The following is a 6,139-nucleotide window of genomic DNA, read 5'->3' on the forward strand; positions in this document are numbered from 1 at the left end:
TTGTGAATTAGGATGGTCCTGCCAAATGTGCGGGACCAGTAAGGTTACACAATGAAATGATTCATTCCTTTCTGATAAATTATTGACGCACCTTTCACGTCGCTTACAACCAGTTCTTTTTCTTGATCCAGGCATAAATACCCAATGAAACCAGCACCATGAGGGATAGAACCACCGGGTAACCCCATTTCGAGTGAAGCTCATGCATATATTCGAAGTTCATTCCATAGATGCCCGAAATAAACGTGAGGGGCATAAAAAATACAGAAAAAATGGTGAGCACCTTCATCACATCATTTGTTCTTTGAGCTGTAAATGACATATAAAGATTCATTAGGTTATTCACATCTTCCAACGCCTGGTTATAAAGAGTCTGTATTTTTACATGCTGTTCTTTAAGTTCCTGCAAATCAACACTGTTCTGCTTGTTTGCCTTTATATGATTGATAGGCTCCAGCATCAGCAATAGTATTTTATTACACATGGATGCCTGTTGCTTTATATAATACAGAGCTTCAATATACCCATGTGCCATGCCTTTTAAGAGAATGTGATTTTCATAAAAGTCAATTCGTTCCGAAAGCCGCATGACAGGGTTATTAAAGCTTTCCAGGGCCTGCAAAATAATTTTAATGACCACCTCGTCAGTTGATGAACACTTGCCGGGTTGCACATATTTTTCCCTGATGCTTTCTATAAAACGTACTTCATCTTTATGAAGCGTTAGTAAAAAATCATGATTGTAGAAGATCGCAATTTTGTTGGTAAGGTCCTGTACAGTTGCAATCTGCTTATCAAATGAATGACTGAAAAAGCGTAGAATTAAAAAGTGTACATCCTCTATCAGATCATATTTTGGTAAATGGTCCGGATCAAGACAATCTCTTACGATATAATTGTTTAGACCATACCTTTTAGCAAGCTGTTCCATTTCTCCTTGCGTAGGCTGCGTAAAATCAATCCATTGTACATGATTACATACAGTTTCTTCCTTTGAAGGCATCTCTTTTTACCTAATCAAGGCAATATGCATGCCTTGCTTCCTGGTTTCCAATGATTAGCTTTGGCATAAAGTTTACAATCATAAATCCGGACGCTCTCCTTAATACAGAGAGTCATTTGTACTTATTTAAAATGCATTTATAAGGAATTTTCCATGGATTCAATCAACAGGCCACCAGAAAAACATGTAATTTCAAAAGGCTTAGATGCGTTTTTTTTAAACATTTACCGTTCTGCTAATTTCGTTTTTCGCTTTTTTAAAGAAGTCTTCAGGCCCCCTTTTGAGTTCACCGAGATCACACGCCAGTGTTTTGAAGTCGGATATAAATCCTTAGCACTAATTTCAATGACTGGCTTTATCACCGGCCTTGTATTTACCAAACAATCACGGCCATCCCTATCCGATTTTGGTGCTACATCCTGGCTTCCTTCCTTAGTATCCATAGCCATTATCAGGGCTCTGGCTCCTTTAGTTACAGCCTTGATCTGCGCCGGTAAAGTGGGCTCTAACATTGCCGCTGAGCTTGGTTCTATGAAAGTAACTGAACAAATCGATGCTTTGGAGGTTTCTGCCATCAATCCATTTAAATATCTGGTTGCAAGTCGCGTATTGGCAACAACCATCATGTTACCCATATTAATGATGTACTCGGCTTTTGTGGCAATGATGGGTTCTTTTTTGGACGTTCACACCAATGAACAAACCAGCATGACCACTTTCTTTGAAAACGCTTTTAGCAGCATTACCTTTTTGGACATTTTCACATCCGTTGCTAAAGCCATCATATTTGGTTTTACCATAGGAATGGTTGGTTGTTATCAGGGATATCATACAACGCATGGCACACAAGGTGTAGGTAAAGCCGCTAATGCATCAGTAGTGATTTCCATGTTTTTTATTTTTATTGAAGAGGTATTAATTGTTCAGGTAGCCACCTGGTTAAGAACACCCTAACATATGCTGAAAATTAAACCAACAAATATCAACTACAATGAGGCTGTGATTTCTATAAGGGATCTTTATAAATCCTTTGGCCATAATCATGTGCTGCGGGGCATCAACCTGGATGTATATAAGGGAGAAAATGTTGTGGTATTAGGCCGCTCTGGCACAGGAAAATCAGTGTTGATCAAGATCATAGTTGGTTTATTAAAACCAGGCAAAGGCAGCGTGAATGTTCTTGGCATGGAAGTGGACAAGCTCAATGGGGCAGAGTTAAGAGAGCTGCGTTTAAAGATTGGCTTTTCTTTCCAGCATAGTGCACTGTATGATAGCATGACCGTGAGGGAAAATCTGGAATTTCCATTAGTCAGGCACAGAAAGAGCCTGACAAGGAGTGAAGTGAATAATGCCATAGATGAGGTATTGGATGCCGTAGGACTGCTGCAGACAAAAAAACAAATGCCTTCGGAACTCTCGGGTGGTCAGCGGAAGCGAATAGGCATCGCGCGTACGTTGATCCTGCAGCCACAGATCATGCTGTATGATGAGCCTACTGCTGGCTTGGACCCCATTAGTAGTATTGAAATCAATAACCTTATCAATGAGGTTCAGGAACAATACCATACTTCATCTATCATTATTACGCATGACCTTACCTGTGCTAAAGCAACCGGCGATAGGGTTGCTATGTTGCTGGATGGAAAATTTATACGGCAAGGCACTTTTGATGAAGTGTTTGGAACAGATGATGAACGGATCAGGATCTTTTTTGATTACAATTTTATAAAGTAATAGATGAAAACAGCTAATGTAAAAAGGGCAGTAACAGTTGGCATATTTATATTCATTGGATTAGTGATTTTTGTGGCTGGTATTTTAATACTAGGAGGTCAGAAAAGAACCTTTGAGAAAAAGATAAAACTCAGGGCTGTCTTCAGTAATGTGGGTGGCTTGCAGAAGGGTAATAATGTTTGGTTCTCAGGTGTGAAAATTGGAACTGTTGATAAAATAGAATTTAAAAGCACCTCGCAGGTGGAAGTGATTATGAAGGTTGAAGAAGAGGTAAAACGCTATATCCGTCGCAATTCAAAAGCAAGGATCAGTTCTGAAGGATTTATTGGAAATAAAATCGTAGAGATATTTGGCGGTTCAATGAATTCACCCAACGTGAACAGTAATGATCTGCTGGGTGTAGAAGAATCAATGAGTACAGATGAGCTCATGGCTACACTTCAGAAAAACAACCAGAACCTCCTGGTAATAACAAACAACTTTAAGGAAATTTCAGCAAGATTGTCGAAAGGTCAGGGTTCTGTAGGAAAACTGCTAACAGATGAGTCTCTGGCAAACTCTTTAAATGCAACTGCTGTAACTTTAAGACAGGCATCTGTAAATGCACAGAAATTAACCGCTAACATTGCAGCTTATTCTGCTCAATTTCAAAATAAGGGATCTTTTGTGCACGACCTGGTAACAGATACAATTATTTTCAATCGTTTAAAGGCTGCCACCACAGAATTAAATATGGTATCCAAAACAGGAAGCGATGTGGTAAATGATTTGAAAGTAGCAAGTAGCAAACTCAACAGCAACAATTCAGTTGTAGGTACACTATTGAATGATCAGGAAACTGCCAACAACTTAAAACTTACGCTCCGGAATTTGCAGACAAGTACAGAAAAATTGAATGAAAATATGGAAGCCATGCAGCATAATTTTTTATTCCGTGGTTATTTCAATAAAAAAGAAAAGGCAGAAGCGAAGGCTGCCAAAGCCAAATCTACACCTCAATCCCAAACCCAGTCCTCTGATGTAAAAACCACTCCACCACAGCAACAAAAAACCGCCTCAGATTCCCTGCAATAGCTACAATGTCCCGCCCCGGCTTGTAAAAATGCCGCATCTTAGTGCATTTTTCGAGGATTGATTTACTGCTTTTCCCCGTGTCATTACACTGATGAGTGTAGAATGTTTTTTCTGGTCAAAATAAATAGATCCATAAACCTATTTAGTCTTTCTGGTTCTAATTTTTCAAGAAACTTTCCATCTTTTCTAAAATAAGATCCAACAATAAAACCGTCAGCTAAAGGTAGATACTCGCTAATGTTATTAACATTCATACCTGATCCAATTAATACAGGCAATTTTGTTACATTTTTTGCTTTAATCAAATCATTTTTATCAGGATTTAATCCTGTAAACTGGCTGGTGACGATAACTCCATCTACTAAGAAAAATTCTGCCTGCATAATTTCATCTTTTATGTCTAGGTCTATCGTCAACGAATGGGAACCATGTTTTTTCTTCACATCGGCAAACACCTTTATATGTTCTGCTTTTAGCTCTTTTCTTCTTCGTAAGATTTTACCAGCTGAACCGTTAATGATGCCACTTCCGCCGACGTGAGCAAAAACAAAGGCCTCGACTCTTATATAATCAAGGTCAGCCTCAGCGGCAATTTCCAAAGATGTGATGTTTGCGGCTTCAAGCATTTGAATTCCGATTGGGCCATTAAATCTTTTCCTTGCTTCCTTGCTAATTTCTGTCATTAAAGCAATGGCTTTTTCGTCCAGGGGAGGTTGAATATAAGGTAGGTCATGATCGTTTTCCAGGAGAACACTATCCACACCTGCTTTTTTATAAATATCAAGATCTGACAATGCCTGATCTATTATTCTTTTGTCATCGCCATCATATAATGGAGACCCGGGAAGCGGCAAAACAGCAATCATTGCTGCCAAAAACTTATTGGGAAGAACTCTTGCACTTTTCATTTTCGATTGATGTTCTATTACTCTGAAGTTTGTTTAAAGTGACGAACAACATGCGGTTTTGCTCAAGTGTGGAATTATTCTTCCGTCTGCCCACAACCGCTGCCGATTGAAATTAGTTTGTTGAAGTTAACTTTCAAAGTTGAAAAAGGCCTTTGCTGAAAGGATGAAGTTTTCAGTTTCTTCCGAACAGCATTGGTGGAGACACGCACCGGGGCAGATTAGACTCTCGTTTCTTCATTTCTTTTCTAAATGATATTCTTGCTTGATCAATGCCAGCAATGCTGTGGCATCCTGCAAACGCTCCAGTACGAGCTTATTGTGAAGTAAGCGGCTTCCATATAAATATTGCAGGGCTGAAAGAAACCTGTTTATTACAACCTTATCCTCCGTTATTAATGCGAGTTTCGCATCGCTTGGAACTTTCTCATCCTGCCTGATGTGATACATTGTTTCTGCATCAAACACATTTCCAGACTCCTTTAAATACTCTGTAAGCTGTTCAAGGACAAAATTATTATGACCCAAAATCAGGTCAAGGTCCAGGTAATATGAAGATATTTCAGATGCCACTTTTTGATTTATTATTAAGCGTAACAGGCCGGAATGTTCAAGCTGGCTGAACGTTCGCTGGTCCGGAATGACAGAAAATGTATGTGTGGTTAATAATCTTGCTAAGAGATAAATTTTAGCAAGATGCCTGTCTCTGTCCGGGCTTTTCATCAGCTGCATCAGGGTATCAATGCGGCTTGAAAACTCCTTGTTGTCTTTTAAGTAGTTTGAATAAATTACAGTGTCCGCAATTAGGTCTTCATATAAATTTGAAATGTACACTTTCTCTTTTTCTCTATCCGCTTTATGTTCCCTGAAGTTTTCAGCAACAAAGCCTAAAAACACGGCTAGAAAGAGCATAAAGAAATCAAGCAGGTACTCTGTCCATTTCTTTTTGTGTGTTATATGGTGGATATGTGGCACTTCCATATTTTCAGGAACTTGATTTTACAAGTTGTGGTAATTCCTGGAAATACAGCGCTGTCCATGAATGAACGGATGAACAGGAACTCGGATTTGTTAGCACGTTGTTCTTTTTCCAGGTCATTAGGGGCTAAAACAGTTTTAATGCAATGAGTAAAGCGAGTCAGTTTAGCATACCGCATAACGGACAGGTATTGCCGAAGGCAGGGGTTTGGCGACCCTAAAGTTTAAAAATGATTTACGGTTTACTATTGATTCGTCAGCCTCAAAGCATTACTTCAGCCCTGCATTCGGTAATATCATGTTATATGCCTATAAAAGCTTTAGATTTTTTTATAGGTCACAACATTAGAATCCACTATCCTATCATCCATGCGCAGGTGTTCGACAAGTATCAGCTTACGTCTTGTTAGCTTTAGAACTCGTCCTGAGCCTTTTTGATTACCCG

At 39.1% G+C, this 6,139-nt stretch carries 6 protein-coding genes; 3 read left to right on the plus strand and 3 right to left on the minus strand.

Annotation, left to right across the window (positions count from 1 at the left end; all coding sequences use genetic code 11):
• Positions 1-103: 103 nt before the first annotated feature.
• The gene (locus OCK74_RS17915; RefSeq protein ID WP_279298442.1) at positions 104-1,003 is read right to left on the minus strand and encodes a CorA family divalent cation transporter; all 900 of its coding nucleotides are present in this window, start codon (positions 1,001-1,003) and stop codon (positions 104-106) included.
• A 153-nt stretch (positions 1,004-1,156) separates the two neighbouring features.
• Here OCK74_RS17915 and OCK74_RS17920 point away from each other — a divergent pair, with 153 nt between their 5' ends.
• The 3 genes from OCK74_RS17920 to OCK74_RS17930 are packed head-to-tail and all read left to right on the plus strand — an operon-like array spanning position 1,157 to position 3,811.
• Positions 1,157-1,957, plus strand: coding sequence for an MlaE family ABC transporter permease (locus OCK74_RS17920; RefSeq protein WP_279298443.1), 801 nt, complete (start codon positions 1,157-1,159; stop codon positions 1,955-1,957).
• Positions 1,958-1,960: 3 nt separating this feature from the next.
• Positions 1,961-2,737: an ABC transporter ATP-binding protein gene (locus tag OCK74_RS17925; protein WP_279298444.1), complete on the plus strand. Its 777-nt coding sequence runs from the start codon at positions 1,961-1,963 to the stop codon at positions 2,735-2,737.
• Between the two features lie 3 nt (positions 2,738-2,740).
• Complete coding sequence (locus OCK74_RS17930; protein ID WP_279298445.1) at positions 2,741-3,811, plus strand: MlaD family protein; 1,071 nt, start codon at positions 2,741-2,743, stop codon at positions 3,809-3,811.
• A gap of 83 nt (positions 3,812-3,894) precedes the next feature.
• On the opposite strand, the gene OCK74_RS17935 is transcribed toward OCK74_RS17930, so the two are convergent.
• Together OCK74_RS17935 and OCK74_RS17940 are read right to left on the minus strand one after the other, a co-directional pair.
• Positions 3,895-4,719: a BtpA/SgcQ family protein gene (locus OCK74_RS17935; RefSeq protein WP_279298446.1), complete on the minus strand. Its 825-nt coding sequence runs from the start codon at positions 4,717-4,719 to the stop codon at positions 3,895-3,897.
• 234 nt (positions 4,720-4,953) lie between these two features.
• On the minus strand, positions 4,954-5,697 hold the full coding sequence (locus OCK74_RS17940; RefSeq protein ID WP_279298447.1) for a hypothetical protein: 744 nt from the start codon (positions 5,695-5,697) through the stop codon (positions 4,954-4,956).
• Positions 5,698-6,139 lie beyond the last annotated feature (442 nt).

This window comes from Paraflavisolibacter caeni (assembly GCF_025628885.1).
Taxonomy (GTDB): domain Bacteria; phylum Bacteroidota; class Bacteroidia; order Chitinophagales; family Chitinophagaceae; genus Flavisolibacter; species Flavisolibacter caeni.

What these genes read in the sequence shown, in the direction of transcription:
- OCK74_RS17935 (WP_279298446.1), bottom strand. Translation starts at nt 4,719, where the DNA reads ATGAAAAGTGCAAGAGTTCTTCCCAATAAGTTTTTGGCAGCAATGATT.
- OCK74_RS17940 (WP_279298447.1), bottom strand. Translation starts at nt 5,697, where the DNA reads ATGGAAGTGCCACATATCCACCATATAACACACAAAAAGAAATGGACA.
- OCK74_RS17920 (WP_279298443.1), top strand. Translation starts at nt 1,157, where the DNA reads ATGGATTCAATCAACAGGCCACCAGAAAAACATGTAATTTCAAAAGGC.
- OCK74_RS17915 (WP_279298442.1), bottom strand. Translation starts at nt 1,003, where the DNA reads ATGCCTTCAAAGGAAGAAACTGTATGTAATCATGTACAATGGATTGAT.
- OCK74_RS17925 (WP_279298444.1), top strand. Translation starts at nt 1,961, where the DNA reads ATGCTGAAAATTAAACCAACAAATATCAACTACAATGAGGCTGTGATT.
- OCK74_RS17930 (WP_279298445.1), top strand. Translation starts at nt 2,741, where the DNA reads ATGAAAACAGCTAATGTAAAAAGGGCAGTAACAGTTGGCATATTTATA.